Here is a 2,031-nt window from a genome sequence, read left to right as displayed (position 1 = left end):
TCTGTACTGACAACTTAGCCCCCGGTCTTACTGTAATGCGTTTAACCTGATATCTGTGACCGTTGTCGATGCTGTCATAGGTACCCCATGGGCGATACACCTCGCGATGGTTTATATGCTCGCTGCGAGAATCTAAGTTTAACTGTTCGACTATTTTCTTCACGTCCTGTACATGGTCCTTGTGGGCGACCAGTACCGCATCCTTGGTTTCAATTATTACCAGATCTTCCACGCCGACAGTTGCGACAAGGCGGCTATCAGCGTGCACATAGGTATTACGCGAGTTCTGATCAAGTACATCGCCCTTAAAGACATTTCCCTGCTCGTTTTTCTCGCTAACGTCCCAGAGCGCTGACCAAGAGCCGATATCGCTCCAGCCCGCATCCAGTGGCACCATCACGGCATCAGCGGTTTTTTCCATTACCGCATAATCTACGGAGTCCGCCGGACAGGCGGTAAAGGCTGCCTGATCCACACGCGTGAAGTGCATGTCTTGTGATCCACCAGCTAAAGCATCACGACACGCCACAAATATATCGGGACGGAATTGCTCCAGCTCTTCCAGATAACGACGCGCGCGGAACATGAACATTCCGCTATTCCAGAAATAGTCGCCGCTAGCTAGGTATTCCTGCGCGGTTACTTGGTCGGGTTTCTCAACAAACCGGCTCACCATAAAACCATCGGAACCTATCTTGTCGCCTTTCTCGATATAACCGTACCCGGTTTCCGGATGTGTTGGAACAATGCCGAAAGTGACGAATTTGCCCATTTGGGCCAATGGCAAGGCAGCCCGGATGCTGGCGTGGAATGCTTGATCATCCTGAATTAAATGGTCAGCAGCCAGGACCAGCAACACCGGATCTTCAGCATCATTACAAGCCTGCAGTGCCGCCAAAGCGATGGCCGGCGCTGTATTACGGCCTACTGGCTCAAGCAGAATATTGACCTGTTCCATCCCCAGGAGGCGCATTTGCTCGGCTGCGAGGAAACGGTGCTGCTCGTTGCAGATCAACCGTGGTAACGCGGCATCGAGTCCCTCAAGACGTTTTATAGTGGCTTGCAGCATGGAGAAGTCTGCATCAGCCAGCGGGAGAAACTGCTTGGGATTGAGTTGCCGCGAGAGCGGCCACAAACGGGAGCCGGAACCACCTGCCATGATTATCGGGAAAAACATTTCACGCGTCCTTTACATGGTTCGAAAAGTTAACGCAGATCATCGAGATAGGCACGTGTGTTGTCGTGTACTTCTTCGTTAGCCTGCGCTTCGGTCAAGGGCCACCAGCGATAGGAATTATGCTGGGCGTTTGGTGGTTGCAGTACTTCGCCTTCCACCAGAACAAGCTGATAAGCGAGTACGACGTAATGGGTGTCCGGACTGTTGTCCGAATGGCCAAATACACTGTTGATATAGAAATGCTCATACGCACCCAGCATACGAGCTTCGCTACGCTGGAAGGCTTTACCCAATTCGTCTCTGGTCAATCGACTAAACGCTACATCCATAGTCTCGTTTTTCAAGATGCGCCCGCCAGGAACGAACCATGCGCCCTGCGCTGGCCTATTAAGCCGTTGGCCTAGCAGGATTTCTCCTTGGGAGTTTTGTACAACCAGATCCATCGAAATCAATGGTGTTGAGGCGACAACGGTGCGAAACAGATCATCACTGAGCCACATGATTAAATTTCGACCAGAAAGCGTGTCAGGATGTGGTCTTTGTCAAGAAACTCACTGGCATAGCGGGTGGCAATTACATTGGGTACCGGCATTGCTAAAACCGCATCAATACCCATGATCAAGGCGTCAACTGACTCGGGTTCAACCAACGTAGCGATGCCTGGATACTCCGAACAGAGCAACCCCAAACTTGTATCAGGATCGGCGGTTATCAACGCATTTCCACCCACCGCCAGGATATTAGTAAGCTTGGATGGCAAAACCGCATCTGCTGCACCGCGTTTCTGGATAACCAGATGGCAATCTGCAGATGCCAGAAGTGCCGGTAAATCCTCATAGGGCTGTAGAGGCGCA

General features: G+C 51.6%; 2 protein-coding genes and 1 pseudogene. All 3 read right to left on the bottom strand.

Annotation, left to right across the window (positions count from 1 at the left end; translation table 11 throughout):
- Positions 1-1,177, bottom strand: a 1,177-nt coding sequence (locus tag AC1DSG_RS30625; RefSeq protein WP_477794212.1) for a mannose-1-phosphate guanylyltransferase/mannose-6-phosphate isomerase, incomplete at its 3' end; no start/stop codon positions are given.
- Between the two features lie 29 nt (positions 1,178-1,206).
- Positions 1,207-1,677 (bottom strand): GDP-mannose mannosyl hydrolase, encoded by a 471-nt coding sequence (locus AC1DSG_RS30620; RefSeq protein ID WP_477794211.1) that lies wholly within the window; start codon positions 1,675-1,677, stop codon positions 1,207-1,209.
- Positions 1,678-1,679: 2 nt separating this feature from the next.
- A pseudogene (locus AC1DSG_RS30615) lies at positions 1,680-2,031 on the bottom strand (colanic acid biosynthesis glycosyltransferase WcaI); the annotation flags it as partial.

The organism is Pseudomonas sp. P5_A12, assembly GCF_056400685.1.
Note: the sequence above shows the minus strand (reverse complement) of the source record. Positions and strands in the feature narration are given on the sequence as shown.